General features: G+C 75.9%; 27 protein-coding genes. 11 read left to right on the forward strand and 16 right to left on the reverse strand.

Features of this window, described 5'->3' with window-relative positions:
* Positions 1–100: 100 nt before the first annotated feature.
* From ACFXOZ_RS04660 to ACFXOZ_RS04675, 4 genes are all read left to right on the forward strand, one after another.
* A complete protein-coding gene (locus tag ACFXOZ_RS04660; RefSeq protein WP_380587453.1) occupies positions 101–646 on the forward strand; it encodes an AAA family ATPase in 546 nt (181 codons plus the stop codon).
* A gap of 99 nt (positions 647–745) precedes the next feature.
* Entirely contained in the window at positions 746–2,083 is a 1,338-nt protein-coding gene (locus ACFXOZ_RS04665; protein WP_380587456.1) for a tetratricopeptide repeat protein, read from the forward strand.
* A 91-nt stretch (positions 2,084–2,174) separates the two neighbouring features.
* Positions 2,175–2,618 carry a hypothetical protein gene (locus ACFXOZ_RS04670; protein WP_380525354.1) on the forward strand — a complete coding sequence of 148 codons (444 nt, stop codon included), beginning with the start codon at positions 2,175–2,177 and terminating at the stop codon, positions 2,616–2,618.
* A gap of 81 nt (positions 2,619–2,699) precedes the next feature.
* Entirely contained in the window at positions 2,700–3,392 is a 693-nt protein-coding gene (locus tag ACFXOZ_RS04675; protein WP_380587459.1) for a hypothetical protein, read from the forward strand.
* Positions 3,393–3,466: 74 nt separating this feature from the next.
* On the opposite strand, the gene ACFXOZ_RS04680 is transcribed toward ACFXOZ_RS04675, so the two are convergent.
* Entirely contained in the window at positions 3,467–5,014 is a 1,548-nt protein-coding gene (locus ACFXOZ_RS04680; RefSeq protein ID WP_380587462.1) for an alpha/beta hydrolase family protein, read from the reverse strand.
* 257 nt (positions 5,015–5,271) lie between these two features.
* Here ACFXOZ_RS04680 and ACFXOZ_RS04685 point away from each other — a divergent pair, with 257 nt between their 5' ends.
* Both ACFXOZ_RS04685 and ACFXOZ_RS04690 read left to right on the forward strand, forming a co-directional pair.
* Entirely contained in the window at positions 5,272–6,495 is a 1,224-nt protein-coding gene (locus ACFXOZ_RS04685; protein WP_380587465.1) for a sensor histidine kinase, read from the forward strand.
* Positions 6,492–7,172, forward strand: a complete 681-nt coding sequence (locus ACFXOZ_RS04690; RefSeq protein WP_380525349.1) for a response regulator — start codon at positions 6,492–6,494, stop codon at positions 7,170–7,172. The genes ACFXOZ_RS04685 and ACFXOZ_RS04690 overlap by 4 nt, the downstream gene beginning before the upstream one ends.
* Positions 7,173–7,221: 49 nt before the next feature.
* On the opposite strand, the gene ACFXOZ_RS04695 is transcribed toward ACFXOZ_RS04690, so the two are convergent.
* The gene (locus ACFXOZ_RS04695; protein ID WP_375894974.1) at positions 7,222–7,392 is read right to left on the reverse strand and encodes a hypothetical protein; all 171 of its coding nucleotides are present in this window, start codon (positions 7,390–7,392) and stop codon (positions 7,222–7,224) included.
* 193 nt (positions 7,393–7,585) lie between these two features.
* On the opposite strand from ACFXOZ_RS04695, the gene ACFXOZ_RS04700 reads away from it, so the two are divergent.
* Positions 7,586–8,506: a hypothetical protein gene (locus tag ACFXOZ_RS04700; RefSeq protein ID WP_380525348.1), complete on the forward strand. Its 921-nt coding sequence runs from the start codon at positions 7,586–7,588 to the stop codon at positions 8,504–8,506.
* Positions 8,507–8,584: 78 nt separating this feature from the next.
* Here the strand turns inward: ACFXOZ_RS04700 and ACFXOZ_RS04705 are convergent, their stop codons facing one another.
* The 9 genes from ACFXOZ_RS04705 to ACFXOZ_RS04745 form a co-directional block, all read right to left on the reverse strand.
* Positions 8,585–8,725, reverse strand: coding sequence for a hypothetical protein (locus ACFXOZ_RS04705; RefSeq protein ID WP_380525347.1), 141 nt, complete (start codon positions 8,723–8,725; stop codon positions 8,585–8,587).
* Between the two features lie 136 nt (positions 8,726–8,861).
* Positions 8,862–9,695 carry a maleylpyruvate isomerase family mycothiol-dependent enzyme gene (locus tag ACFXOZ_RS04710; protein ID WP_380587468.1) on the reverse strand — a complete coding sequence of 278 codons (834 nt, stop codon included), beginning with the start codon at positions 9,693–9,695 and terminating at the stop codon, positions 8,862–8,864.
* A gap of 141 nt (positions 9,696–9,836) precedes the next feature.
* Positions 9,837–10,934 (reverse strand): hypothetical protein, encoded by a 1,098-nt coding sequence (locus ACFXOZ_RS04715; protein ID WP_380587471.1) that lies wholly within the window; start codon positions 10,932–10,934, stop codon positions 9,837–9,839.
* Positions 10,935–11,118: 184 nt separating this feature from the next.
* Complete coding sequence (gene thpR / locus ACFXOZ_RS04720; RefSeq protein ID WP_380587474.1) at positions 11,119–11,724, reverse strand: RNA 2',3'-cyclic phosphodiesterase; 606 nt, start codon at positions 11,722–11,724, stop codon at positions 11,119–11,121.
* Between the two features lie 71 nt (positions 11,725–11,795).
* Positions 11,796–12,323: a hypothetical protein gene (locus ACFXOZ_RS04725; RefSeq protein ID WP_380587477.1), complete on the reverse strand. Its 528-nt coding sequence runs from the start codon at positions 12,321–12,323 to the stop codon at positions 11,796–11,798.
* A 52-nt stretch (positions 12,324–12,375) separates the two neighbouring features.
* Positions 12,376–12,726 carry a hypothetical protein gene (locus ACFXOZ_RS04730; RefSeq protein WP_380525341.1) on the reverse strand — a complete coding sequence of 117 codons (351 nt, stop codon included), beginning with the start codon at positions 12,724–12,726 and terminating at the stop codon, positions 12,376–12,378.
* Positions 12,727–12,806: 80 nt separating this feature from the next.
* Positions 12,807–13,517 (reverse strand): hypothetical protein, encoded by a 711-nt coding sequence (locus tag ACFXOZ_RS04735; protein WP_375897361.1) that lies wholly within the window; start codon positions 13,515–13,517, stop codon positions 12,807–12,809.
* Positions 13,517–14,131 carry a SigE family RNA polymerase sigma factor gene (locus tag ACFXOZ_RS04740; RefSeq protein WP_380525337.1) on the reverse strand — a complete coding sequence of 205 codons (615 nt, stop codon included), beginning with the start codon at positions 14,129–14,131 and terminating at the stop codon, positions 13,517–13,519. The genes ACFXOZ_RS04735 and ACFXOZ_RS04740 overlap by 1 nt, the downstream gene beginning before the upstream one ends.
* 138 nt (positions 14,132–14,269) lie before the next feature.
* The gene (locus tag ACFXOZ_RS04745; protein ID WP_380587480.1) at positions 14,270–14,434 is read right to left on the reverse strand and encodes a hypothetical protein; all 165 of its coding nucleotides are present in this window, start codon (positions 14,432–14,434) and stop codon (positions 14,270–14,272) included.
* Positions 14,435–14,664: 230 nt separating this feature from the next.
* Between ACFXOZ_RS04745 and ACFXOZ_RS04750 the strand changes: the two genes are divergently transcribed.
* Together ACFXOZ_RS04750 and ACFXOZ_RS04755 are read left to right on the forward strand one after the other, a co-directional pair.
* Positions 14,665–15,885, forward strand: coding sequence for a sensor histidine kinase (locus tag ACFXOZ_RS04750; protein ID WP_380587483.1), 1,221 nt, complete (start codon positions 14,665–14,667; stop codon positions 15,883–15,885).
* Positions 15,886–15,896: 11 nt separating this feature from the next.
* On the forward strand, positions 15,897–16,574 hold the full coding sequence (locus tag ACFXOZ_RS04755) for a response regulator (protein WP_380587486.1): 678 nt from the start codon (positions 15,897–15,899) through the stop codon (positions 16,572–16,574).
* A gap of 38 nt (positions 16,575–16,612) precedes the next feature.
* On the opposite strand, the gene ACFXOZ_RS04760 is transcribed toward ACFXOZ_RS04755, so the two are convergent.
* The 5 genes from ACFXOZ_RS04760 to ACFXOZ_RS04780 all read right to left on the reverse strand — a co-directional run bounded on the left by ACFXOZ_RS04760 (position 16,613) and on the right by ACFXOZ_RS04780 (position 21,309).
* On the reverse strand, positions 16,613–17,455 hold the full coding sequence (locus ACFXOZ_RS04760; protein ID WP_380525334.1) for a siderophore-interacting protein: 843 nt from the start codon (positions 17,453–17,455) through the stop codon (positions 16,613–16,615).
* Between the two features lie 106 nt (positions 17,456–17,561).
* Positions 17,562–18,383, reverse strand: coding sequence for a hypothetical protein (locus ACFXOZ_RS04765; RefSeq protein ID WP_380587488.1), 822 nt, complete (start codon positions 18,381–18,383; stop codon positions 17,562–17,564).
* A 104-nt stretch (positions 18,384–18,487) separates the two neighbouring features.
* The gene (locus tag ACFXOZ_RS04770) at positions 18,488–19,579 is read right to left on the reverse strand and encodes a VWA domain-containing protein (RefSeq protein ID WP_375896947.1); all 1,092 of its coding nucleotides are present in this window, start codon (positions 19,577–19,579) and stop codon (positions 18,488–18,490) included.
* A 168-nt stretch (positions 19,580–19,747) separates the two neighbouring features.
* Complete coding sequence (locus ACFXOZ_RS04775; protein WP_375896950.1) at positions 19,748–20,311, reverse strand: hypothetical protein; 564 nt, start codon at positions 20,309–20,311, stop codon at positions 19,748–19,750.
* 155 nt (positions 20,312–20,466) lie between these two features.
* A complete protein-coding gene (locus tag ACFXOZ_RS04780) occupies positions 20,467–21,309 on the reverse strand; it encodes an SAM-dependent methyltransferase (protein ID WP_380525331.1) in 843 nt (280 codons plus the stop codon).
* A 282-nt stretch (positions 21,310–21,591) separates the two neighbouring features.
* Between ACFXOZ_RS04780 and ACFXOZ_RS04785 the strand changes: the two genes are divergently transcribed.
* Positions 21,592–23,625, forward strand: a complete 2,034-nt coding sequence (locus tag ACFXOZ_RS04785) for an NHL repeat-containing protein (RefSeq protein ID WP_380587491.1) — start codon at positions 21,592–21,594, stop codon at positions 23,623–23,625.
* A 146-nt stretch (positions 23,626–23,771) separates the two neighbouring features.
* The coding region (locus ACFXOZ_RS04790; protein WP_380587494.1) for an MMPL family transporter at positions 23,772–25,794 on the forward strand (2,023 nt) is incomplete at its 3' end.

Consider the following 25,794-nt stretch of genomic DNA (forward strand, 5'->3'; position numbering starts at 1 on the left):
GGGGAGTTGGCCCGGCCGCGGTCGGGGTGGTGGGGTCGTTGCGCGAAGGGCTGACGGTTCGTCATGCTCCTGTGCCGTGGCGGAACTTGAGGATGATCCGGTGCGGTGCGGGACGGGCCGTGCGGACACCGTGCTGGTGGTGGTGCGCGGTCCGAGCGGGGCCGGGAAGTCGAGCGTCGCGGCGCGGCTGCGCGCCGCCTACGGCCGGGGCGTCGCGGTGGTGGGCCAGGACGTGCTGCGGCGCACCGTGCTGCGCGAGCGGGACGTCGTCGGCGGGGCGAACATCGGCCTGATCGACCTGGTGGCGCGGCACGCCCTCGACCACGGGTTCCACGTCGTGGTCGAGGGCATCCTCGCCGCCGACCGCTACGGCGCGATGCTGACCCGGCTCGCCGCGGAGCACCGCGGTCGCAGCTTCCTCTACTACCTGGACGTCGACTTCGACGAGACCGTGCGACGGCACGCCACCCGCCCGATGGCCGCGGAGTTCTCCCCCGAGCAGATGGCCGGCTGGTACCGGGCCCGCGACTTCCTGCCGGGCGGGCTGGAGCGGGTCATCGGGCAGGGCAGCACCCTCGACGGGACGGTCGAACGGATCCTCGCCGACACCGCCCTCACGCCGCCCGGCTGGACGCCGAGGCCCTGAGCCCGCGTTCCCGTCCGGCGGCGGAAACCGGGTTGCCCGGGTGGTGGTCGGTCGAGGATCATCCTGGGGTCCTGCACGCCCTCTGACCTCCGGAGACCCATGACCAGCGAACTGTCCGAAGCCCGGGAGCTCTTCGAGTCCGGCGACCCGCAGGGGTCGATGCGGGTGCTGCGCTCCGCTGCGGACCGGCTCCCGCCCGCCGAGGTCGCGCCGCTGCTGGCCGGGCTGGCCCGGGGCGCCGGTTTCGAGGACCTGGCGCAGGCTTCGACGGCGCTGGCGGCCCGGCCCGGGGACGCCGAGCGGCTCTACGACTACGGCTACGCCTGCGTCGAGCGCGGCATCGACGCGGTGGCCGTCCCCGCGCTGCGGGAGGCGCTGCGGCTGGTCCAGGCGCCGCCGGCCGCCGCGGTGCGCACCGGCCTGTTCCGCCGTAAGGCCAGGCCGCAGGCCGCCCCGCAGCTCGGGCTGCGCAAGGTGCTGCTGGAGCTGGTGTCGGCCCTGGAGGGCTGCGAGCGGCACGGCGAGGCACTGGCCGTGCTGCGTGAGCACGACGAGCGGCTCGGCGACTGGCCGGACCGGTACCTGACGGTCTACAACGCCCTGATGGACGGACGGATACCGCTGGCCCGTGAGGTGTTCGGGGCGATGTCGGCCCCCGAGGGGATCTGGGTGGGGCCGGGGCAGCGGGTCGGGCGGATGCTGGAGCGGGCCGCGGAGCTGCCGCCGGTGGACGGGCGGGACCTGCGGGGCTGGCACTACGTGCTCACCGGCGGCCTGCTCACCACCCTCTCGCCGCACGGCTTCGAGCAGGGCATGACCGGCCGCTGGGCCTACCTCCAGGACGACTTCGGGCACTGCCACCACGGTCTGGAGCGGCTGCGCGCCGTCCTGGCCGCCACCGGTCGCACGCCCGACTCGGTCGCGCTGCTGGCCGACCGGGGCAGCCGGGCGCTCGGGCTGGCCGCGGCGCGGCTGCTCGGGGTGCCGGCGGCGCCGTTCCGGCCCGGTACGCCGGGTGCGCTGGTGGTCGCGTACGACCTGAACGAGTGCGATCCCGCCGTGGTGGCGCAGCTGAACGAGCGCGCGGAGGGCCAGTTGCTCTTCGAGCACGCCACCTGCTGGACGGACCCGCCCGCCGTGACGGCCGATGTCTCCACCCTGCTGGGGCAGATCGTGAACGCCCCGTGGGAGCCGGGCCTGCAGTTCGGCGAGGACGGCGAACCGGCGGAGGCCGGTCCCGACCGGCGCTCGGCCGAGGAGCTCGCCGAGGCGATCCTGGCCGCCGCCCCGGAGGCGCCGGAGGGCGACGGCGGGACCCCGGCCGACCCGGACGCGGTCCTCACGGCCTTCGCCGCCCGCGCGGTCGGCTGGCCCGCCGCCGGTCCGCGCGACCGGGTGGCTTCCGCCGGGCCGGTGCGCAGCTCCCGCTTCGCGTGACGGCCCGTCCCCACCCGCGGGACGAAACCCTCCGGAACAAACAACCCCCCTGGTCACGGGCCTGCCGGGGTCACCTGGGAGGATCTGCGCCATGACGACCGACATCCGCCGCGCGGCGGGCACCAGAACCTTCTCCGACGTCCTGCTGTCGATGGTCGGCCTGCGCCGGGCGAGCACGGAGAAGGACCTGGCCGACCTCCGGGCGGGCACCACCTTGCAGGTGGCCTGTTCGAGCTCGACGCTGGGCACGGTCAGGATGCTGCCGATCGGCAAGGGGCGCACCGTTGCGCACACGGCCTCCGGCTACCTGCACCTCACGGCCGGCTCGGTGGCCTGGCGCAACCGGCGCACCGGCGAGGACGTCGCCCTCCGGGGGCCGTTCGGCCTGTCGGCGTCGGGGCAGAAGGCCCCGCACCCGAAGATGGCGCGCTTCGACCTGGTGGCGGACGGGGCGCAGCACGTGATCCTGATCCCCAAGGCCGATGTCCCCCTGGTGACGCAGGTGCTGGAGGCGGCCGGCGCGGCTGGCCGGTAGCGCGCCGGGCCGGGCGGCGGAAGGTCGAAGACGGGCCCTAGGCTCGCCCGCATGGGTCGTGACGGGCAGGGAAGTGACGGTGTGGTTCAGGTGCCGGCGCAGGTGACGGTGCCGGTGCCGCCGTTGGGCGGCTACGAGGCCGGGCGGCTGTTCCACCGGCTGTTGCAGTTGCTCCTGCGGGACTCGAAGGAGGCGGGGCAGCCGGTCGGCCTGCACCAGTACCTGCTGGGTGGCGTGGTGCGGTCGCACGAGCCCGCCCGGGCGCAGGGGGGTGACGCCGGGTCTCAGCAGCCGCGCTGTGCGTGCTGCGGTACGCCGTACCCGTGCCGCACGGTGCTCGGTGTGGCGGTGAGCGCGGGGTTGCCGATCCCCTGGGACTCCCCCGCCGCCGTGGTGCCCGCGCTGCGGGACGCGGGGCTGGAGCCCCGACCGGGCGGTGAGGTCACGGCGGAGCGGGTGCAGTGGGTGCGCGGCTGGGACGCGCGGCGGACGGCGCAGGGGGCCTGGGAGATCGGCATCGCGCTCGACCGGGGCGAGGTGGAGACCCTGGCGGTGGGGGACGACGCGGCGATGGCCCGCTACCTGGCCGTGGCGGCGGTGGCCCTGGGCAGCCCGTACCCGTACGGCTGGGTCGAGGACGCGGCCGAGGCGGCGGCGGTGCGGCCGGCCGCGCACGCGCAGGTGGCCGAGTGGCGGGAGCGGGTGCGGCTGCCCTACTTGGACGTGCACCGGCAGTACGGGGCGGCCGGGGAGCCCGGGGGCGGGGCGAACTGACGCCCCGGTGCCCGGCCCCGCCCCCGCCCCGCTGTCCTGCCGGGGCGGGGGCGGGGCCAGGCCGCGCGGACCGGTCAGGGGCGGCCGTCCGGGCGGTGGACGCTGAGGCTGCCGTACGCCGACAGGGTGCCGGCCAGGTCGCCGGGCGCGTGGCGCAGGGTGGTGTCCAGGAAGGCCAGGGTGGTCGCGGCGACGAGGTGCGGGCTCGCGGTGCGGCCCAGGGAGCCGACGATCTGGGGCACCGGTGGCAGGTACAGCGGGCCGTCCATGAAGGTGAGGTGGGCGGCGCCGGGGACGGTGAGGCGGTAGCCGGTCGCGGTGTCGAGGGCGAGGGCCTCGGTGAGGCGGGGCAGGTAGCGCGGGTCGGTGCCGGGGGTGACGGCCTGGGTGAGCGCGAGCACCGGCTGGTGGAGGGCGGGGGTGGTGGGGCCGTGGGGGAAGCCGTCCAGGTCGATGACGGCGTCGATCCGGGGGTCCTGGCGGGCCGCCTGGAGGGCGGCGGCGCCGCCCATGGAGTGGCCGGTGGCGGCGACCTTGCCGGTGTCCAGGCGTCCGGCCAGCGGGTCGCTGCTCCCGCTCCGGTCCAGGTTCTCCAGCTGGGTGAGGGCGAAGCCGAGGTCGGCGGCGCGGACGGCCGTCCAGCCGGCGGCGAGTTGCTCGTCGGTGTCGCGGTCGCCGGAGGAGGTGGTCGCGGTGCGGATCGTGCGGCCGTCGTCGAGGACGACGGCGGCGGAGTCGTACGGGTGGTCGAGGCCGGCCACCACGTAGCCGTGGCTGGCCAGTTCCTCCGCCCAGGCGGTGTTCTGGGTGCGCACCCCGCCCGCCCCGGGGGAGAACAGGACGACCGGGAACCGCTCGTCCCCGCCGGACACGGGGGCGTTGAAGACCGCGTGGGTGCGGGCCCGCGGGACGCCGTCGACCAGGAAGCCGGGCAGGCCGACGCCGTGGGCGAGGGCGTCGGAGACGGTGCGCGCCTCCTGCTCGGTGCGCCCGAGGTACTGGGCCCGCGGCGCGTCCGCGGGGCTCTTCCGTGCGGGGTACCAGAGTTGGACGACGACGGTGCGCCGGTCGTCGGGGTCGGCGGTGAAGGTCTCGGGGCGCTGGGGGTCGGTCCACTGCACCACCCGGGTGCCGACCGCGAAGGGGCCCGACGGCTCGGGGAACACGGGCACCGGGAAGGCCCAGGCGGCCACCGGCCCCGCCGCGATCAGGCCCACGCAGGCCGCCGAGCCCGGCAGCGCCAGCCACCACCGGGCCCGCCACCCGGGCCGGCCGGGGGCGGCGGGGTCGCCGGGGTCGGTGGCGGGGTCGGCGGCAGAGCGGTGGAGGCGGCGGAGCCGTCGCAGCAGGGGGGCGAGGGCGAAGGGCAGCGCGAGGGCGGCCCCGGCCAGCACCGGCAGCAGTTGCCAGCGGAGCCCCACCACGCCCAGCACCGCCGTGGCCAGGACGAGGACCGCCACCGCCGCGACGGTGACGCGCGGTCGGGCGGCGGGGGGAAGCCAGCGCGCCACCACCAGCGCGAGGGCGCCCAGCACGGCGAGGAACTCGGGAGGGGACATGGACAGTCCCGTGATGATCTCGGTCACGCCGCCATCGTCGGGGCGGGGCACCGGGCGCCGCATCGACCCCCGGTCGCCCCCCGGTCGCCCTCGCCTGCCACCGCGGTCGCAACCGGGCACGCCGCACGGGCGGGTGCACTGCGACCGCAGGAGGTACCGCACTCCTCCTGTGGTCGTACAGGGCCGGTGGTGCCGTCAGACGGCGGACTCATGTGCGCCGCCGCCCCCGCGGCCTACCGTGGCGTGGCGCGCTCAGCGGGCACGGCGCATTCAACAGGACCGTCGGGACCGACGCCGACAGGGATGTGGGGAACGTGGGGATGACCGAGGCGGCCGCGCAGTCCGGCCCGGGCCGGGTGGTGCGAGCGGTGGGGAGCACGCGGCTGCGCGGCCTCCGACCGCCGCCCGCCGTACGGGAGTCGCTGCCGCTCGCGCTGCTGCTGCTCCATGTCGCGGCCACCCGCGCGCCGCGGGAGTTCCCGGTGGCCGCAGCCCTCACGGTGGCCCTCGCGCTGCCCCTGGTGTGGCGGCACCGGGCCCCGCGTGCGGTGTTCGGCGCCGTGGCCGGCGCGGCCTTCGTCCAGTGGCTGGTGGGCGTCCAACTCCCCGCCGATGTCTGCCTGTTGGTGGCCCTGCACGCGGTGGCCGCGCACGCGGGCCGGCGCGACGCGCTCCTCGCCGGCGCCGTCGTGGAGGGCGGGGCGCTGCTGGCGTGCCTGCGCTGGGCGACGGAAGGCGCGTTCCTGGCGCCCTTCGTCGCGCTGAGCGCGGCGGTCGTCGCCGCCGCGGCGCTGGGCGCGAACGCGCGCACCACCCGCGCCTACCTCGCGGCGCTGGAGGACCGGGCCACGCACCTGGAACGCCAGCAGGACCAGCAGGCGCGACTGGCCGTCGCCGAGGAGCGCACCCGCATCGCCCGGGAGGTGCACGACATCGTCACCCACAACCTGTCCGTCATGGTCGCGCTCACCGACGCCGCCGTCCACGCCCAGCACCGCTCGCCCGAGCGGGCCACCGCCGCGATGGTCCAGGCCTCCGAGACCGGCCGTCAGGCCCTGACCGACATGCGGCGCTCGCTGGGCATCCTGCGCACCGACGAACCGGACGCGCAGCGCCACCCGCTGCCCGGCCTCGCCCAGTTGGAGGCCCTGGCCGAGCGGATGCGCGCCGCCGGGCTGGCGACCCGGGTCGAGCTGCGGGGCGGCCACGCCCACGTGCCCGCCACCGCCCAACTGACCGTCTACCGCCTGGTGCAGGAAGCCTTGACCAACACCTTCAAACACTCCCCCGCCGGCACCCGCGCCGAGGTCCGGGTCCGGTGCTCGGCCGCGACCGTGACCGTGGACGTCACCGACAGCGGCCCCGGAACCGCCTCCGGGGGCAGGACCGGGGCGGGGGCCGCTGCGCCCGGCCACGGCATCCCCGGCATGCGCGAGCGCTGCGCCGCCTACGGGGGGACGCTGCGGGCCGGACCGCTCCCGGGCGGCGGCTGGGGCGTGCACACCCGCCTCCTCCTCGACGGCGATGGAGCCGTGCCCGCATGACGATCCGCATCCTGATCGCCGACGACGAGGCGCTGCTCCGGATGGCCTTCGCCACGATCCTGGAGGCCCAGCCCGACATGGCACCGGTGGGCGAGGCCGCGGACGGCGCCCAGGCCGTACGCCTCGCCCGGGAGCTGCGGCCCGACGTCGTCCTCATGGACGTCCGGATGCCCGGGACCGACGGGATCGAGGCGACCCGGCAGATCACCCTGGCCTCCCCGCGGAGCAGGGTGCTGATCCTCACCACCTTCGACCTGGACGAGTACGCCTTCGCCGGCCTCGGCGCCGGGGCCTCGGGCTTCCTGCTGAAGAACACCAGGCCCGAGGAGCTCCTCACCGCGATACGCAACGTGGCCGCGGGTGACGCGGCGCTCTCCCCCCGGATCACCCGCCGCCTGCTGGAGGACTTCCGCCCGCACCTGCCCGACGGCACCCGCACCGGCCCCGGCAGCGGCAGCGGCCAGGACGAGCGGCTGGGCCGGCTCAGCGCCCGCGAGCGCGACGTGCTCCTCCAGGTGGGCCGCGGCCTGTCCAACGCCGAGATCGCGGCCGCCCTGTACCTCGCGGAGGCGACCGTGAAGTCCCACCTGGGGCGGATCCTGCACAAGCTCGAACTCCGCGACCGGATCCAGGCCGTGGTCTTCGCCTACGAGAACCGCCTCGTCCCCCCGGCCTGACACCGCCCGCCCACGGGCCGGTGCGGCCCGGCAGGGCGGGGCGGGGCCGCTACCTGCGCCCCTCCTCGTCCTCCTCGCCGTCCGGCGGCAGGCCGACCTCCTCGCGGTCCTCCTCGGTGCGCTCCTCCAGCTCGGCCTCGTCGGGGCGCCGGGGCAGGCCGCGGCCGTGGCCGGTGTCGGGATCGCCCTCGACGTCCTTGTTCGACTTGTGGTGCGACATGGGGATCCTCCTCGGCCGGACGGCCCCTGGTCGGGTACGGGCTCGGTACGGATTCGGTACGCGCCCCCTCCCATCACCTCTCCGGGCCCGGCGGCCCGCAAGTCGGGCGGGCGGCCGCAGGCGGCCGCGGGCCGGGCGGTCCGCTTGGGCGTTGGCCGTACGGCGGGCGGGTGGCGACGGTACCGTGCTGGGCATGCGAATGACCGAACGCCTGTGGGCGGCAACGGTGTTGGCGATCACCTGTGCGGGGCTGGGCGGGTGCTCGGGGGCGGGCGCCCCGGCGGCGGACACGGCCGCGAGCACCCCGGCGGGCGCGGGTACCGGAGCCGGTACCGGAGCGGGCGGCGGGGCCGAGGAGGTCGAGGGGACCGAGCTCGGCTCCGGCCACCTGCGGCAGATCGTCGAGTCGGTGTACCTGTCCGGCACGGCGGGGCTGCGCGGCGGCGAGGTGCTGCGGCCCGGGCCGGGCAAGCCGCTGGCGCTCTCGCCCTGCCGGCTGGAGGCGCCGCGGGCCGGTGTGCGGATCGACGACAAGGTCCGCACCGGGGCTCCGACGGTGCCCGTGCCGGCCCTGTACGAGCTGCGGGTGCCCGCCGCGGCGGACGGGATGTGGGCGAGCGTGTACGTGCTCGCGCGCGGCACGGACAGCACGAAGCTGCTCGCCGACGTGGTGACGGCCGGCCGGGCGTGCGAGCCGCGCACGGTCGCGCCCGACGACCCCCGCTCGCGGTCCACCGTGCCGGTGGCGACCACCGTGGGGATCACCACCGGGACGGAGGGCCCGGGCGTGGCCGTGCTCACCCGGTCGGTGTCCGCCGCCCCGGGCGCCACCACCCCGCCCGCGGGCCCCGGCTGGACCATCGGCCCGGACGGGAAGCTGGTGCCCGACGGCGACCTGCGGGCCTCCCCCGCGTCGGGCCCGGTGGACGTGGACTACGGCGAGGCGGTGTTCTACGGCACCAACGGCCGGGTCCTGGTCGAAATGGTCAGGGTCGGCGGGAACCGCACCCCGACGAACGCCTCCCCCGGTGCCCCGGCCGCCGAGGAGGCCTACCCGGCCGCACAGCGGGCCCTGAGAGAACTGCTCGCCGGCTTCAAGGGCCTGCCGGACTGACCCCGCCGCCGGGCGCCGGGAACACCCGGCGGGAGGAGCGGCCCGCACCGACCGCACCGACCCGCGGGCGCGAACGCCTCACTCGGTGTCGGCCACCGGGACCTCGTCCTCGCGGATGATGATGTGGTCCTCGCCCTCGATCTTGATCTCGGTGCCCGCGTAGCCCTTGGCCGGGGCCTTGTCCTCGGCGGACGTCGTCGCCTCGTTGTCCTCGCTCATGTCTCCTCCTTCTCCTTCCGGTCGACGCCGTGTCGACCCGCACCGATCCTGTCATGACGGACCGTCAGCAGAAGGTCACTCGCACGGATCGGAAGAACCCTCCCCCACCGAGCGGTCCTTCCCGGCGGGGCGCGGTTCAGGGGGCGGTGAACAGGGCGGGGAAGGCCGGGGCCAGCCAGGGGCGGCGGCCCCAGGCGAGGACCTTGCCGCGCAGCAGGGCGTCGGTGGCGCCGAGGCGGCCCAGGGCCATGAGGAAGAACGCCACCGGCTCGGTGAGGATCGTGCAGTCCGGGCGGCGCGGCGGCTGCGGGCTCACCGTGGCGGCGCCGTCCGCGAAGGTCACCGCGAAGCCTTCCAGGCCGCGGATCCGCAGGCGGTAGCAGGCGTTGTGGCCGGCCGCGGCGCGGGGATCGACCACCCACGGCATGGCGGTGCGCAGGAAGGGCAGCGTCAGCGCGACGCGCCGGCGGTCCAGCGGGTGCGGGCGGCCGAGGGCGCGGGCGATGTCGTAGAGGTGGGCCAGCATGTGGGTCAGCAGGTAGGCGGTGAGGGCGTCCAGGTCCATCGCGCCGAGCGGGGTCGCCACCGGGGCGGTGCCGGGGCGCGGGGTGGCCGCCGCGGTGAACTCCCGTGCCCGCTCGGCGATCTGCGCGGCGAGGACGGCCGGGTCGCGTTCGGGCCGGGCGGCCAGGGCGGCCGCGTTCGCGGCGGCCAGCGAGCCGGGGGTGCCGTCGCCGTAGGGCCGTTGCCCGCCGGCGGCCAGGGCGGCCATCAGCTCGTTGGCCATCGCGAGGTGGGCGGCGGCTTCGGCGACCGTCCAGGTGGATCCGGGGACGGGGGTTCCCCCGTCGCAGCCGGCCAGCAGGGCGGGGGCCTCGTCGCCGACCTCGGTCACCGCCCGCAGGAGCGCGGCACGGGCGGCACCGGGGCCGGCGGCGCCGGGGCGGTGCGGGGGCTGCGGGGCGTTCATGGGGGTGAAGCGTGGCCCACTCCCCCGCCGCTGTCCAGGGGTACGGCACGGTCGGCACGGTCGGCACGGTCGGTGCGGGGACGGGACCGGGCCCCCGCCCGGCGGGCGGGGGCCGTCGGGCCTGGACGGTCCGACGCTCCGTCAGTGGGCGACGATCTGGAGGTTGGCGCTCTGGCCGGCGGTGCCGCCCACGTAGAAGGTGTGGCCGTCGGGGCCCAGCGCCAGGCCGGTGAGGCCGTCCTCGTCGAGGTCTCCGGCGCTGTCGGCGGGGACGGGGGCGCCGGTGGCGGTGTCGAGGGCGAGGACGGAGGTGCTGCTCGTGCCGTAGTTGCTGTCGGCGAGGTAGAGCCGGGTACCGTCGGCGCTGACCTGCGGGTTCTCCAGGGCGTCGCTGCCGGTGGCGGGGTGGAAGGTGGTGGTGACGGTGTCGGTGGCCGGGTCGATGACGGTGCTGGCGCCGCTGCCGAGTTCGGCGAGGCCGAACAGGCGCTTGCCGTCGGGGGTGAACGCCAGGTTGTAGTCCAGGTTCGTGGCGGTGCCCTGGACGGTGCCGGCCACGGTCGGCGCGGTGGCGGCCGCGGCCACGTGGACCACGCCCTGGCTGGTGCCGACGTACACGTCGCCGGTGCCCGGGCGGGCCGCGGGAGCGCCGACGTAGGGGGCCTGGACCTGGACGGATGCGGTGAAGGCCCGCTGCGCGGTGGCGAAGGCCAGGATCCGGCTCTGGCCGTTCTGCCGGTAGGCGGTCGCGCCGTTCTGGGAGACGTACAGGGTGGCACCGTCCGGGCTGAGGGCCAGTCCGGAGGTGGAGCCCGCGGTCCAGCCGGCGGGGCGCGGCTGGTCGGGCAGGGCGAGGGTGGCGAGCAGGGTCAGGGTGGCGGTGTCCACCACGCTGAGGCGCTGGCCGTCGAGGACGTACAGGCGCGAGCCGTCCGCACTGAGGGCCGGGTGGGCGCTCCACTGGAGGGTGCCCAGGGCCAGGCGGGCGGTGACGGCGCCGGTCTGGGTGTCCACCGTCTTCACGGTGGAGGTGTTGTCGGCCTCGGTCACCACGACGTAGGCCTTGGCGCCGTCGGGGCTGACCACCGGCACGGCGCCCCGGGCACCGACGGCGATGGTCGCCTCGGTGCCGGACAGCGGTGCGGCGGCGGTGGCCGCGGTGCCGGTGAGGGCGAGCAGGGCCGTGGTGGCGGCCGCGGTGAGCGTGGCGGCGGTACGGCGGTGGGTCGTGCGGGACATCGGTTTCCCCCTCGTGGAACGTGCGGTGCCGTGCGGTGTGGTGGCGGGCCGTCAGCGCTGGATGACCTGCGGACCCGCGGTGCCGGGGGGCAGGCTAGCCGATGCGGATGAAGATCCGATCGACGTACGGGCGAGCGCACGGTGACCACTCGTCGGCCGCAGCTCGTCGGCTACGGCTCGGCGGCTACGGCTCGTCAGGGGCGCTGCCGGTGGCGGTGCCCAGGTGCCAGGCCTCGATGTCGCGGTAGTGGATCGGGCCGGGGCCGCGGCCGGTGTTGCTGCCGACCAGGTGGAGGCGTTCGGCCCGCCAGGGGCGGCCGTGGAAGCCGGTGAGGCCGGCCGCGGCCAGCGGGACGCCGGTGGGGTCGTCGCGGCGGGCGCGGGCCAGGGTCAGGTGGGGGCGCAGCGGGCGGTCGTGGAAGTCGATGCCGCAGGTCCTGGCCAGGGTGCGGACGTCGGTGGCGAGTCGGTGCAGGGCTTCGAGGTCGCCGTCGATGTCGGCCCACAGGAGGCGGTCGTCGAAGTGGCCGCCGCCGTGCAGGCCCAGGCGCGGGGCGGGGTGCGCGGGGGCCAGGGCGGCCAGGGCGGTGCGCAGCGGCGGTACGGCGGTGGTGGGCAGTTCGCCGAGGAAGGCGAGGGTGATGTGCCAGTCCTCGATCCGGTTCCACCGCAGCCGCGGGTAGGCGGCGTAGGCGGGGGCGAGGGCGTGGGCCAGCTCGTCCTTGGCGTCGTCGGGTGGGGCCAGGGCCACGAAGACGCGCCGGGTCGAGGGTTCGGGGTGTTCGTTCACGGGGGATTTCTAGCACCCCGGCCGTCGGGTGGGTCGGGGCGGGGACCAGGGGCGGGGCTCGGGGGCGGGGGTCAGCGGGCGGCCGGGGCGAGGTCGAGGACGACCAGCTTGTCCGTCCGGTAGCCGTCGAGGTCGGGGTTGTGCCAGGACTGGCCCGCGCGGATCCGGTGGAACCTGAACGTGGCGTTCGTCCCGTTGGCCGCGACGATGCAGCGCACCGGGCCCGGGTGGTCCGCTCCGGTGAGGAGGCGGCGGAACTCCAGGGCGAGGGCGATCCCGTGCAGGAGGAGGAGCCGTTGGCCGTCCTCGGAGATCTGCGGGGCGTCGTCGACGGTCCGGACCTCGACGGGGACGTGGTCCTCCAGGTGGAAGGAGCTGTCGGCGCACTCCCAGGCGGTGAGGTCGGTGAAGGCGGCGGGCGCGGCGCCGGCGTCGGCCGTCGAGTCGGCCCAGGTGAGGACGGCTCCGCGGCGGGTGATCCCGTCGGCGGGGCGGCCGCGCAGGCCGGGGGCGAGGCCGCCGGGCGGCGTCAGGGCGGCGGGGTGGTCGTGCACTCCGAGCGCCTGGGCGGCGGCGTCGTTCATCGTCAGCGACAGCATGTGGCCCATGGTCGCAGCAGTTGGAGCAGGGGGCTGGGGTCCGGGCGGGGTGTCAGTCTCCTTGGGACCAGGCGGCGACGGGCAGCGAGAGGTAGACGCCGAAGTCGGTGAGCCCGGTCGCGGCGCGGATGTTCGCGTGGAGGGTGTCCACGCGTTCCTGGCGGTCGGCCGCGCGGCTGGCGAACCACTTCGACTTGACCTCGATCACCACCGCCAGGCCGCTGCGGTCCAGCGGGCCCAGCGGCCGGAAGCGCAGTTCGACGTCGCCGGGTCGCAGGTCCCCGTCGTACGGCTCCTCGGGGCACTCCACGGCCAGGGACACCAGGTGCGGCAGCACCGAGCCCAGCTCGCGCAGGGTGGACTCGGGCACGGTGGGCGCGTGGGTCACGTCGACGAGCGGCATGTCCGCCACCCTAGTCGGGGCCCCGGCCAGGGCCGGTGGTGTCTCCCGCGGAGCGGCCGCGGGAGACACCGCCGCCGGGGCTACAGGGTCTTGCTCGCCAGCAGGTTCCCCTGGGCGTCGTACGCGGCGAGCCTGATGCCGGTGAGGGGCTGGGGCTGGCCCTTCTCGGAGCCGGTGGGCTTGAGGGCGGACGCCCAGGCGTAGCCGCTGGCGTAGCCCGGGGTGCCGGGGAGCGAGGCGACGGTGGCCCAATGGGCCTGGCCGTCGAGTTCGACGGTCATCCGGGCGACCTGTCCGGGCCCGTGGTAGACGACGTTGTACAGGCCCTCCTGGTTCTGGGCGGGGTTGCGGTAGTACTGCATGGTGAGCTCGGTGGTGGCGCTCGCCGCCCAGGAGTAGCCGCCGCAGCCCGGGCCGCTGCCGTGGACGGAGGCGTCGTGGATGCAGATCTCCCGGTCCTTCAACGACATCCACCAGCCGGGGCGGTCCAGCGGCAGTTGCTGGCCGGGCTCGGCGACGACGGCCTCGGGGGCCGGTCCCGCCGGGAGCAGCGGGGCCTGCGCGGCCGGGGCCGCGGCCGGGGCGAGGGCCCTGCCGCCGTCCCGGGCGGACAGCACCGCGCCGGTGCCGACCGCCACCGCGAGCGCGGCCGCCACGGCCGACGCGCCCACCGCCATCCGCCGCCGCTGGCGGCGGGCGTGGATCCGTACGGGCTCGGCGGACCAGTGGGCCACCGTGAGCCGGGACGCCTCGTCGTGCAGGGCGCCGCGCACCATGTCCTCGGTGTCCATCAGCTGTTGTCTCCGTTCGTGCCGTCGGTCGTCGTAGCGCCGGCGCCCGCGTAGGGGGCCAGCGCCGGATGGGTGCGCAGTTTCGCCAGGCCGCGGCTGGCCTGGCTCTTCACGTTGCCCAGTGAGCAGCCGAGGATCTCGGCGACCTGCTGCTCGCTCATGTCCTCCCAGTAGCGCAGGACGACCACGGCCCGCTGGCGCTGGGGCAGTTGGGCCAGTGCCTGGAGCAGTACCGAGCGCTCCTCGACGTCGCGGTGGTCGGCGCCCGGGGTGTGCGCCCGCTCGGGGAGGACGGGTACGAGCAGCTGCCTGACCCTGCGGCGCCGGTGGCGGCTCAGGTTGTTGTTCACCAGGGCCCGGTGGACGTAGGCGTCCGGTTCCTGGAGGCGGCTGATCCGGGGCCAGTTCCGGAAGGCCTTCGCGAACGTCGCCTGTACGACGTCCTCGGCCTCGTGGTAGTCGCCGGTGAGCAGGTAGGCGGTGCGCACCAGCCGTGGCCAGCGCGAGGCGGCGTACCCCTCGAAGTCGAGCTCCCGCAGGCCGGGGCCGCCCGCGGCGGGCGGGGCGGGCCGGGGCCGGTCCTCCACCGGGGCGGGCAGTATCCTCGCGGTCATCCAGTTCCTCTTCACGTTCCGCGCGACGGCCCGACCGGGCCATCGCTCTGCCCTACTCACCGCCGCGACGGCGCAAGGGTTGCACGCCGGAACCGAATCCTCCGACCGGGGCCACGCGACCGGCCACCCGGGCTGCCGCTACCTGCGCCCCCGCCCGCCGCTCCTGAGGTCCGCCCGGCGCAGGCGGTTGCGGCCGTAGGCCCAGAGCACGGGGACGGTCACGGCGACGGCCACGACGGTGTCGGCCAGCAGCAGGGCGGGGACGCGCCACAGGGGGCGCAGGGCGCGGGAGAGGCGGTGCACGGTTCGGGGTCCTTTCCGGCGGGCCGGACGGGCGTCCGGCTTCCGTGGAAGCGGTGGAGGCGGTGGAAGTGGTGGAAGTGGTGGAAGTGGTGCAAGTGGTGGAAGTGGTGCAAGTGATCGTCACCGGGCGGGCGGGGTGCGCGGAACGGCCGTTCGGCCGAGGCCGGGGGCGGTGCCTCGGCCGAACGGTGGAGGTCCGGGGCGCCCGGGGCCGCGTACCGTGAACGACCATGATCACCTTCCCGGCGCGCGCCGAGTTCGCCTCCTGGGCCGCCGAGCGGCGCGGCCCGGCCATCGGGGTCGCCGCCGCGACCGCGGCCGCCGTCACCGCCGAGGCGTTCGCCACCGGCTTCGCGCCGACGGTCCTCGCGACGGTCGCGGTCGGCCTGCTCTGCCTGCTGGCCCTGCTCTCGCCGCCCCGCCTCCTGGTGCGCACCGGGTGGGCCGCGGTGACCGCCTCGATCGCCCTGTCCCTCGTCACGGGCCAGCTGCGGCACCGCCCCGAGGTCACCTTCGGCCTGACGGAGATGGGCGTCCTGCTGCTGCTCGTCACCCGGGCCGTGCGCTACCAGCCGCCCCGGCACCTGTTCCCGCTCGCCACCGCCGCCTGGCTGGCCACCCCGCTGCTCGTCCTGCGGCTGCCCGGCTCCGAGTGGGTGCACGTGGGCCGGTACGTGGTGCCGGCCCTGCTGCTCGCCGCCCCGGTGGCGGTCGTGCTCGGCCTGTACCTGCGGCTGCTCGACACCACCCGGGGGCGGGAGGAGAACGCCCGGCTGAACGCCCAACGGCTGGAGTACGCCCGCGAGTTGCACGACTTCGTCGGGCACCACGTCACCGCCGTCACCGCCCAGGTCAAGGCGGTGCGCTTCACCACGGCGGCGGGCTGCCCGCCCACACCGCAGGTGCTGGACCGGGCGCTGGCCGACATCGAGGACGCGGCCGCCCAGGCCACCGAGTCGATGCGGGCCATGGTCGCGCTGCTGCGCCGCCCGGACCGCCCCGCCCCGCTCTGCGCCCCCGCCGGCCTGGACGCCCTGCCCGCCCTGGCCGCGTCGCTGCGCGCCGCCGGACCGGCCGTCTCCCTCACCCTCGACCCCCGGCTGACCGCGACGCCCCCGGCGGACCACATCGCCTCCGCCGTCCACCACATCGTCCGCGAGTCGCTGACCAACATCCGCAAGCACGCGGCCCGCGCGGACACCGCCGGCATCGACGTACGGCTGTCCGCCGGCGACCCCGGCGTCCTGACGGTCTGCGTCACCGACGACGCGCCCCGGCCCGCCGCCGAACCGTCACCGGGCCGCGGCCGCGGCGGTTTCGGCATCGCGGGCCTGCGCGAGCGCGTGCACGCGCTGGGCGGGGAGCTGAGCGCGGGGCCCGGGCCGGTCGGCGGCTGGCAGGTCGCCGCCGAGATCCCGCTCGGCCGAAGCGCCCCCCGTCACGCTTCGTGACAGCTGGCAGGATGGGCGGCATGACCATCCGTGTCCTCCTCGCCGACGACCAGGTCACCGTGCGCGCCGCGTACCGGATGATCCTCGACTCCCAGCCGGACATGGAGGTCGTCGCCGAGGCCGGGGACGGCCGCACGGCGGTGGCCGAGGCCCTGCGGCTGCGCCCCGACGTCTGCCTGCTCGACATCCGGATGCCCGGCACCGACGGCCTGGAGGCCACCCGCCTGCTGGCCGGCCCCGACGCCGAGCACCCGCTCAAGGTCGTCATCGCGACCACCTTCGACCTCGACGAGTACGTCCACGGCGCGCTGCGCCACGGCGCCTGCGGCTTCGTCCTCAAGGACTGCTCGCCCGTCCTGCTCATCGAGGCCGTGCGCGCGGCGGCCGCGGGCGACTCGCTGATCTCCCCCTCCGTCGCCTCCCGGCTCCTGCGCGACCTCGCCTCCCGTCCGCCGGCGCGGCCCCGGCGCCGCGGCCCCGACACTCCCCCGCCCCAGGAGCCGCTCACCCCGCGGGAACGGGACGTCGTCGCGATGGTCGCCCGGGGACTGACCAACGACGAGGTCGCCGCCGCCCTCCACGTCACCCTCTCCACCGTCAAGACCCACCTCGGCAACGTCCAGCGCAAACTCGGCGCCCGCAACCGCGTCGAGGTCGCCGCCCGGGCCTGGCAGCACGGCCTGACCTGACCCGGGCGGCGGCAACGCGGCCGGGGCGCCGGGGCGGGTCAGCCGGTCTGCTCCTGCTCGGCCTCGACCTGGGCGTTCCACTCGCGCTTGGCGGCCCGCCAGGCCTCGTCGCTCTGGCCGAGCCGCCAGTAGCCCGAGACCGACAGCCGCTCGCGCGGGACGCCGCGCTCCACGCGCAGCAGGTACCGCAGGTCCTTCACGAAGCCGGCCTCGCCGTGCACGAACGCGGACACCGTGCCGGCGGGGAACTCCAGGGCGGCGACCGCCTCGACCAGCGCCTCGCCCACCGGGCGCGCGCCGCGGTGCAGCCAGTGGATCGCGGCCCCGGCGGGCGAGAGGACCTTCTGCTCCTCGGCGGCGTCCGCGACCTCGACGAAGGCGTGCACCACGGCGCCGGCCGGCATCCGCTCCAGCGCCGCGGCGATCGCGGGCAGCGCGCTCTCGTCGCCCGCCAGCAGGTGCCAGTCGGCGTCCGCGTCGGGGGCGTAGCCGCCGCCGGGGCCCAGGAAGCGCACCGTCTCACCGGGCTGCGCGCGGGCCGCCCAGGGCCCGGCGAGGCCCTCGTCGCCGTGCACCACGAAGTCGACGGTCAGCTCGTGCAGCGCCTGGTCCCAGGCCCGCACGGTGTACGTCCGGGTGACCGGCCGCTGCTCGGGCGGGAACTCCTCGCGGATCCGCGCGAGGTCGAAGGGCTCGGGGTAGTCCACGCCCTCGGGGGCGAAGAGCACCTTGATGTAGTGGTCGGTGAACTCGGTGGCGTCGAAGTCCGCCAGCCCCGCGCCGCCGAGGACCAGGCGCACCATGTGCGGGGTGATCCTCTCGGTGCGCAGCACCCGTGCCTCACGGGCGCGCGGTGTCCGGCGGGTCGGTTGCTCTGCCATGGTGCCCCCTGGGCCGTGTGGTCGTCGCGCTGCCTGGTTAGGCTTGCCTAAGTTAGCACTTCTGAGGCGGCGTCCGGTCCGGGGTGGGGCGGGGCTGTCGTGGGGCTCAGCGCGGCGGGTCGATCCTCTCGACCGGGCCGAAGTCGCGGAAGGTGCCGCGGGTGCGGATCTGGACGCCGCCCAGGTCGGTCTTCCGGTCGAAGCGGACGGTGCGGCCCTGGGCGTCGATCCACTGGTCGAGCCGGAAGCCCTCCACGCCCTTGCTCTTGAGGATCTTGTACTGCTCGGCCTCCAGGGGCTTCACCTGCTCCACGCCGACCGTGCCGGCGAGGTGGAAGCAGGGCGTGCCCTCGCAGTCCTCCATGCCCGTGCGGGCGGACGGGCCGAGGGCCAGCAGCGCCTTGGCGTAGCCGTGGTAGTCGGCGACCCGGTCGCCGAGCGGTGAGGTGCGCCAGCTGCTGCCGCTGCGGATGTAGGTGGTGCCGTCGCCGGTGACGACGACGTTCGGGGTGTCGCTGCCGCCGGCCACGTCGCCGCCGGCGGCGCTCATGGACTCGGTGAGCCGGCCGGAGCGGACCGGGCCGTTGAGGTTCACCCGGGCCTTGGTGCGCGAGTTGAGCGGGCCGGCCTCGGTGGTGAAGTCCTGGGTGGCCGCGTACGGGGTCGCCTCCGCGAGCGCGAGCGCCTTCTCCGGGTCGATCGCCCCGCCCGCCGTCGTGGCCACGGCGGTGGCGGTGGTCGCGGCGGCGGTGGGCGTCGGAGCGGCCGTGGGCGTGGGCGTGGGCGTCGGGGTGGCGGTCGGCGCGGCCCCGGCGGTGGTGGCCGGCGCGGTCGGCGAGGCGGTCGGCGCCTTGTCGTCGTCGCAGCCCACCAGGGCGGCGAGGGAGACCGTGGCGGCGGCGACGGCGAGCACGGTGGAGCGGCGCATGGTCAGGAGACCCCCCGGTCGGATGAAGTGACGGGGCATCCTGACACAGCGGCTGCTCCGCGGGCGAACCGATTCCCGCCGCCGTCGCCGCCCGGGGCCGGTGGTCAGCGCAGGACGAGGAGCTTGGTGCCCGGGACGAGCTTGCGGTTGACGGAGGTGGACTGGACGAAGACGGTGTAGGAGGGGTTCTCGCCGGGCTTGACGACGGCCTCCGCGGCGGGCAGGCCGAGGAGTCGGCGGGCGGCCGGGCCGGAGAAGACGCGGCCGGTCATCCGGCCGGTGGCCGGGTCCTTCTCGGCGACGGCGAGCTGCTTGTTGCCCTGGATCTTCTCGCGCTTGGAGAGCTCGTAGAAGGCGCAGCCGGTCGTGTAGGGGTGGCCGGAGCTGGTGACGAAGTCGCGGATGGGGGACGCCTCGTCGACGGGTATGAGGATGTACTTGCCGGTGTCCAGGGCGTCGAGGTTGGCCGTGACCTGGGTGGTGTCGAGGTCCTGGCCCATGGCGAAGAGGTTCTTGGTGCCGCGCACGCCCTGCTCGCGCCCGCGCAGGAAGCTGGTGGCGGCGGACTTGACGGTGCCGATGGCCTCCTCGACGCCCTTGCTGGAGTCGGCGTCCCAGATGGCGATGTTGCCGGCCGGGAAGCCGTACTCCTGGGCGGTGCGCTTGGCGAGGGAGTTGGGGACCAGGATGGCGGAGGTCCAGTGGTCGGGGAGGCCGTCCATGGCGCCCTGGATGCGGTCGAGCCAGGAGCGCAGGACGGCGGCGCCCTGGCCGCCGTTCATCCGGGTGTGCATCTGGCCGCTCTGGGAGCAGCCGGAGGCGTTCTCCTCGCCGTCGGTGACGACGACCTGGAGGAAGGAGTGCTCGCCGTAGCCCTCCCAGATGTTCTTGAGGTCGTCGACGGACTTGACGGCGGCCTCGATCAGGGCGGTGGCGCCGTTGTCGACCTGGTAGAGGCCGCGCAGGGAGGGCAGGTGCTTGACGTCCATGTCCCAGACCAGGTTCTGCACCTCGTGGTCGAAGGCGTAGAGGCTGATCCGGGTCTCGTGGCCGAGGCGGTCGGACTCCTCCTGGAGGCCCTTGACGAACTCGTCGACGACGCGGACGAGTTGGGCCTGGTGCTGGCGCATCGAGCCGGACTTGTCGACCACGAGGGAGACGTGGTTGACCTTGTGCTTGATCCTGTTCGCGGACATGGCTATCCCCTTTTCCGGCGCGCTTGCGAGGCATTTCCGGAGTCTCTCGCGGGGTTCGCCCGCGGCGCCTTTCGGCGTTCCCTCCAGCGTTGTGACCACTCTAGGGGCGGGCACTGACATCGCGTCGGGCGCCGGCGGGCGGGGTCGCGGGCGCCGTCGGCCGGGGGGTCAGGCCTCGTCGGCCTCGTCCTGCTCCTCGTCGTCGGCGCGGGAGAGGGCGTCGGTGATCAGGCGGGTGGCGAAGTCGCGGTCGTCGCCGCAGATGCGGTTGACGTACTCGGCGAGCAGGGTGGCGGTGGCTTCCAGGGGGTTCATCTCGGCGTCGGTCCAGGGGCCGTACTGGGCGCGCCACAGGTTGGGGCTCAGGTCGCCGGCGGCGGCGACGAGCAGGCCGGCCATGGTGGGGACGACCTCGGGGCGGAAGGTGCGGGGCATCATGCGCATGGTGGCCAGGAGGCTGGGCAGCACGTACTCGATGACGTCCTTGCCCTGGTCCTCGCAGGCCTTCCGCAGCCAGTTCATGTACAGGTAGATGAGGGTGCAGGCGCCCTCCAGCAGGGCGGCGAAGCCGTCCGGGCCCAGCGAGGCGGCGAGGTGGTCGACCATCTCGCGGTGTGCGGGGTCGGCGCCGGTGCGGCCGTCGTAGAGGGCCTTGAGCCGGGAGTCGATGACCATGAGCGCCGCGCTCACGTCGCCGGCGGGGGCGTACTGGGGGTCGCAGGGCGAGGTCACGGGACTCCTCCGGGGCGGGTGCCGACGGCCGCGGCGGGGCGGCCGCTCCCAGCAGAGCGGACCGGGGCCGGGCCGGGGGCGGGAACCGGCCCGGCGTCACCCGGACGGGAGGAGGAGGCCGGGGTGTTGACGGGTCGGCGGGCCCCGGCGCCCGGTCAGGGCTTGAGGGCGACGCCGGCGTAGAAGGAGACCTGGGCGTCGGTGACGCCGGCCGGCAGCAGGTCGGCCTCGTCGGTGCCGTCGGGATGCCAGCGGTGGGCGGGGACGATGCCCGGGTCGAGCAGGTCCAGGCCCGCGAAGAGGGTGGCGAACTCGGCGCGGGGGCGCAGCCGCAGGGAGGTGCCGGCCTGGTTGTAGATCTCCTGGACCTTGGAGGCGCCGGGCGGGTCGAGTTCGGCGGTGGCGTGGGAGAGGACCAGGGCGGAGCCGGACGGCAGGGGGTCCAGGAGGTGTTCGACGATGGCGTGGGCGTCGTCGAGGTCCGGGACGAAGTGGAGCAGGGCGATCATCGACAGGACGACCGGCCGGTCCAGGTCGAGGGTCCGGGCGACCTGGGGGGTGGCCAGGATGGCGGCGGGGTCGCGGACGTCGCCGTGGACGTAGGCGGTGCGGCCCTGGGGGGTGCTGGTCATCAGGGCGCGGGAGTGGGCCAGCACGACGGGGTCGTTGTCGGCGTAGACGACCCGGGCGGCGGGTTCGACGGCCTGGGCGACCTCGTGGAGGTTGGGCGAGGTGGGGATGCCGGTGCCGATGTCCAGCCACTGGCGCAGGCCGCGCCGGGCCAGGGCGCGGGTGGCGCGGTGCATGAAGGTGCGGTTGGCCCGCACGGCGGTGCGCATGGTGGGGAAGACGGTCAGGACGCGTTCGGCGGCTTCGCGGTCGACGGCGAAGTTGTCCTTGCCGCCGAGGAAGTAGTCGTACATCCGGGCGCTGTGCGGGATGTCCTGACGTATCTGCGGCGCCGCCGGCTGCTCGGGGTCGGGCTCGGTCGCGGTCATCCAGGATCCCCCCATGCTCATTCGTGTCCCTTCTTGATCACACCGGGCCGGGGCAGTCTAGCCAACTCGCCGGTGTCGCGCGGGAAGTCGGCGGGGGCGGGTGGGGCTCGGCCGTCCCGGGCATTTTCCGCCGCGTCCGGCGGCCGGTCGCGTACGGGCGGCCCGGGATGTGGCAGGTAGGAGGGCGGCGGCCCCGCCGAGTGCCCCGGCGCGGGCGGGGCCGGCCCCTTCCCCCCTGCTGTCAGCTCCTGCTGTCACCTCCTGCGATCGAACGGAGTCCCCATGCGTCGACACCGCGGCGTCCTGCTGACCGCCGCCCTCCTGGCCCAGCTGGCCGCCGGGCCCGCGCACGCCGCGCCGGCCGGCGGAGGGGAGGAGGCCGGGCAGTGCGGGGTGGTGCGCAGCGGTGACGCGCCGCTGGGCGGGGCGCGGGTGACGCTGTACCAGGCCGGGGAGGGCGGGGGCGGGCGGCCGCGGGTGCTGGCCCGGGGGCGCAGTGACGGGCAGGGGCGGTTCAGCCTGGACTACCGGCGGCCGCGGGACGCGCGGGCGGTGCTGTACGTGCTGGCCGACCTGCCGGGCCGCGGGGGCGGGGACGGGCGCGGTACGGACCGGGGCGGTACGGACGGCCGGGAGGCGCCGGAGGGGGCGGGCGGCGGGCCGGTGACGCTGGCCGCGGTGCTCAGCGGTGCCGGGGCGCCGCCCGAACTGGTCGTCAACGAGCGGACCACCGTGGCCGTGGCCTACGCGCTGGCCCGTTTCACCGGCCCGGACGGCGTCGCGGGCTCCTCCCCCGGGCTGCCGAACGCCGCCGCCCTCGCGCACAACCTGGCCGACACCGGCACCGGCGGCATCGCCCCGCTGCTGGCCGCGCCGCCCAACGGCGCGCTGACCTCGACCATGGCCGAGGTCAACTCCCTGGCCAACCTGCTGGCCTCGTGCGTCACCGGCGACTCCTGCGGGCGGCTGCTGGAGCTGGCCCGGCCGCCGGGCGGCGAGCGGCCGCGCAACACGCTGCTGGCCGCCGTGAACATCGCCCACGACCCGGGCCGCAACGCCGCCGAGCTGTTCGCGCTGGCCGCCACCACCGAGCGCTACCGGCCCGCGCTGGGCGCCGCGCCGGACGCCTGGACGGTGGCGCTGCGCTACGCGGGCAACGGGCACGAGCTCGACGGCCCCGGCAACATCGCCTTCGACGCGGACGGCAACGCCTGGGTCAGCAACAACTACCGCTACGGCCCGGACCCGACGGTGCCGGTCTGCGGCAGCGACACGGTGCTCAAGTTCACCCCCACCGGGCAGGACGCCCCCGGCGCCCCCTACCGCGGCGGCGGCCTGTACGGGGCCGGCTTCGGCATCACCGTGGACGCCAGGGGCAGTGCCTGGGTCGCCAACTTCGTTTTCCAGGGCCATGGTTGCCCACTCGATCCGACGCCGTTGGAGCGCAGCCTCTCCCAGTTCGCCCCGGACGGCACCCCGCTGTCGCCGCCCGCGGGCTGGCGCGGGGCGGGCATCGTCCAGCCGCAGGGCATGGCCGCCGACCGGGCCGGCACGGTGTGGGTCGCCAACTGCGGTTCGGACAGCGTGGCGCGGATCCCGGACGGCGACGGGGCCGCGGCCCGGGAGATCCCCACGCCCGGCCTGCACAAGCCCTTCGGCGCGGCGGTGGACCCGGCCGGGCGGCTGTGGGTGAGCGGCAACGGCAGCGACAGCGTCCAGGTGGTGGGCCCCGACGGCGCGCTGGAGCGGACCGTCGCCGGAGGGGGCCTGCGCCGGCCGCTGGCGGTGGCCACCGACAGCCGGGGCAACGCCTGGGTGAGCAACAGCGGCATCCTGCCGGTGCCCTGCGGGGACAGCACCCCCGGCGATCTGGCGGACGCGCTCGGCGGCGAGGACGGCCCGCGCCCGGGCGCCTCGGTGACCCTGATCGGGGCGGACGGGACACCGGCGCCCGCGCCCTTCGCCAACGGCGGGCTGTTCCTGCCCTGGGGGGTGGCCGTGGACGGGGACGACACCGTGTGGGTGGCCAACTTCGGCGGCCACCGCGTCGCCCGGCTGTGCGGGGTCAACCTGGCGGCCTGCCCGCCCGGGGTGCGCACCGGTGAGCCGATCTCGCCGCCCGGCACCGGGTACACGAGCGACGGGCTGGAGCGCAACACCGGCGTGCAGATCGACCCCTCGGGCAACGTCTGGCTGGCCAACAACTGGCGCACCGTACCGGTGCAGGCCAACCCGGGCGGGCACGAGCTGGTGGTGCTGGTCGGGGCGGCGGCGCCGGTGGGCACGCCGCTGCTCGGCGGGGGCGGGCGGCCCTGACCCGACGGTAGGAGGGCGCGGCGGCGGAGGCGGGGTCGGCGGCCGTCGGGGCGACTACCCGCCGGTACCGGAGGGCCGCGGCGGCCCGCGGGGAACACTGCGCCGGTTCGGCGCACCAGCGCGCAGGAGACCCCGGGAGCCCGTCCATGCCGCCGTCCGCCCGCCGTGTCCCCCCGGCCGCCGCGACGCCGCCGCCCGCCAGGCGCGCGGCGCTGCGGCGCCTGGGCGAGTGGTGCGCGCGCCACTCCGTGCTCGTCCTCGTGCTGTGGATCGTCGCCCTGGCCGGCGTCCAGGCCGCCAACCGGACGGTCGGCGGCAGCTACTCCGACGACTTCTCCCTGCCCGGCACCCAGGCCCAGCAGGGCCGGGACGTGCTGCAGGCGCACGAGCCGGCCGCCGCGGGCACCAGCTCCCAGGTGGTGCTGCACGACGCCCAGCAGCTGACGGGCTTCCAGCCGCAGATCGCCCAGACCGTCACGGCGCTCCAGCAGCTGCCGCACGTGATCAGCGCGCAGAGCCCGCTGCCGCCGGCCGGGCAGAGCGCCCCGCCGGGCGGGCCGCTGGCCCCCGACGGGCTGACCGGGTACATCACCGTCCGCTTCGACACCACCCCGGCGCTGCTGGGCCACGACTACCTGGGCGGGGTGGACGCGGCGGTGACGCCGCTGCGCCAGGCCGGGGTGCAGGTGGAGTACGGCGGGCCGCTGGGCGAGCTGGCCCGGCCGGCGGCGGACGACCGCTCCAGCGAGGTGATCGGCTTCGCGGTGGCGGTGGTGGTGCTGCTGGTGGGGTTCGGCAGCGCGATCGCGGCCGGGCTGCCGCTGCTGACGGCGCTGATCGCGGCCGTGGTCGGGCTGGGCGCGCTGGGGCTGGTCGCGGCGCTGTCCACCTTCGCGACCGTGGCGCCGACCCTGGCCACGATGATCGGCATCGGGGTCGGCATCGACTACGCGCTGTTCCTGCTGACCCGGCACCGGCAGAACCTGATGGACGGGGTGGACCCGGTCGCCTCCGCCGGGCAGGCGGTGGCCACCAGCGGACGGGCGGTGCTGGTCTCCGGCTGCACGGTGATCATCGCGCTGTCCGGGCTGTCGGTGTCGGGCATCTCCTTCATCGCCAAGCTCGGGGCCGCGGCCGCCGTCACGGTGGTGTCGGCGGTGCTCGGCGCGCTGACCCTGCTGCCGGCGCTGATGGGGCTGATCGGGCGCCGGATGGACCGCTTCGCCGTGCGCCGTCCGATCGCCGAGGCCGGGGGCGGCGGCGAGGGCGGCGGGAGCTGGCACCGCTACGCCCGGCGGGTGGAGGCGAACCCGTGGCGCTACCTGGTCGCCGGGGTGGTCGCGCTCGGGGTGCTGTCGATCCCGCTGTTCTCCATCCAGCTGGGCCACATCGGCGACGGCGCCGACCCGACCTCCTTCACCGACCGGCGCGCCTACGACCTGGTCTCCCAGGCCTTCGGCCCGGGGGCGAACGCGCCGCTGACCGTGGTGGTCGACCAGAGCGCCGTGGCGGACGGGTCGCGGGCCGGCGTGCAGGGCGCCGTGCAGCAGGCCCTCACCGGCCTGCCCGGCGCGGCGAGCACCACCCCGCTGCAGACCAGCCCGGACGGCGCCGTGCTGTTCGCCACCGTCGTCCCGGCCGGCGCCCCGCAGGACCGGGCCACCACCGACCTGGTCAACCACCTGTCGGACACCGTGCTGCCCGACGCGGTGGCGGGCAGCGGCGCCAGGACGTACGTGACCGGCAACACCGCGGCCCAGGTCGACTTCCTGGACATCGTCTCCGGCCGGCTGGTCCTGATCATCGCGGTGGTGGTCGCGCTGGCCTTCCTGATCATCCTGGCGGTCTTCCGCGGCCTGCTGGTCGCCGTCAAGGCCGCGGTGCTCAACCTGCTGTCGATCGCCGCCTCGTACGGGGTGGTGGTGGCGGTGTTCCAGTGGGGCTGGGGCGGGCCGGCGCTCGGGGTCGCGGGGCAGGTCCCGATCGAGAGCTACGTGCCGATGATGATGTTCGCGATCGTCTTCGGGCTGAGCATGGACTACGAGATCTTCCTGCTCTCGCGGGTCCACGAGTCCTGGGGGCGCCCCCGGGGCAGGCAGGTCTCCGTGGCGCACGCGCGGGAGATAACCGCGCGGGGGGTAACCAGCGCCGCGCAGATCATGGTGTGCG

This window comes from Kitasatospora sp. NPDC059160, from assembly GCF_042755465.1.
Classification (GTDB): domain Bacteria; phylum Actinomycetota; class Actinomycetes; order Streptomycetales; family Streptomycetaceae; genus Kitasatospora.